This window comes from Methylomonas koyamae (assembly GCF_006483455.1).
Lineage (GTDB): Bacteria > Pseudomonadota > Gammaproteobacteria > Methylococcales > Methylomonadaceae > Methylomonas > Methylomonas koyamae_B.
The window spans coordinates 1-1,089 of the sequence record NZ_PPPU01000084.1 but is presented as its reverse complement, the minus strand read 5'-3'; the positions used below and the strand labels follow the sequence as shown (position 1 = coordinate 1,089).

2 protein-coding genes are annotated in these 1,089 nt (G+C 49.8%); both read right to left on the bottom strand.

Translation table 11 applies throughout. The features are described from left to right. A partial coding sequence (locus tag C2U68_RS20960) for a Crp/Fnr family transcriptional regulator (protein WP_140914416.1) occupies positions 1-443 on the bottom strand: 443 nt, incomplete at its 3' end. A 162-nt stretch (positions 444-605) separates the two neighbouring features. Beyond that, a complete protein-coding gene (locus tag C2U68_RS20955; RefSeq protein WP_140914415.1) occupies positions 606-800 on the bottom strand; it encodes a hypothetical protein in 195 nt (64 codons plus the stop codon). Positions 801-1,089 lie beyond the last annotated feature (289 nt).

Below are 1,089 nucleotides of genomic sequence, written 5' to 3'. Positions count from 1 at the left end.
ACGAATGGAGCCACTTCTATTTGGGTCATCAATGCCTGGATGTAGCGCAGTACCAAACGAAATAACGATTGGTCGTTGCCGATACCTTGTGCCGCCCCGAATTCTTCGATAAACAACTGTAGCCGTAGCCTATAACCATACCCGGTGCGGCTGACCACGGCTTGATGCGGCATGGTGCGCCCGCCCGTGAACAGGCCAAGGCCGATGAAGCCCTCGTTGCCGACAATGGCCAGTTCGCTGGATGTGCCGTCTTGATCGACATAAACATTGGACACGATGCAAGTCGTTGGAAAATAGGCATAACGCAATTCTCGTCCAGGCTCGTGAATGACTTCGCCGCAATTCAGCTGCACCAATTCCAGTTCGGATAAAAGGCGCGCGCATGTGTCTTCCGGAATTGCGGCCAGCAACAAATTCTGTCTTGCTGAATCCGATTGAGTCATGAGCAGTCTCCATCTTGTTTGATTAAATTAGAAGTGTCATCAGGCCGAAATTCGCTGTTAACGCTTGGCCGGATGCTGTGGCAGGCGGTATCTCCGGCTTGCCAAGGAATGGGGAAATTCCCGTTCATAAACCTTGCGCTTAGCGCGCTGGGCTCAACGCCGCTAATAGTCTTGGCGTCTATGGCGGCCTTTCTTGATTTTTTCCTTGAAATCACCCGAGTCAGTATCCAGCTTCCCCCGCTTTTTGTGTGTGCACCGCTCCGCTTCCATGTCGTCATCGGCCGATAGCTGGCCGATGGCACTGTTGATGTCGATGCCGATTCGTCGAATCCGATATTCTGGTTTTTCTTTATTCACACTGACTCCCTAACAATTTGTAATGAGCACCAAAAGCCTAAAACACCCAGTTCCGGCGCTCGATAAAGCATTACAAATAAAAGGCCAATCTATCCGTACGCTGGCGTACAAAAAGAACAGAGCGATGGCTTAGCTCTGCTGGCGGTGAAACGGTAATCTATTAACTTTTCGTTGACAGGTATATGCGTGATAACACCAATCGAGCTGAGTGGTGCGGACTTTCATCCAGTGCACTCGAGTGAACTGATCGGAATATTTCCTAATAAAATGGTTAAGGAACCTCTGAAAA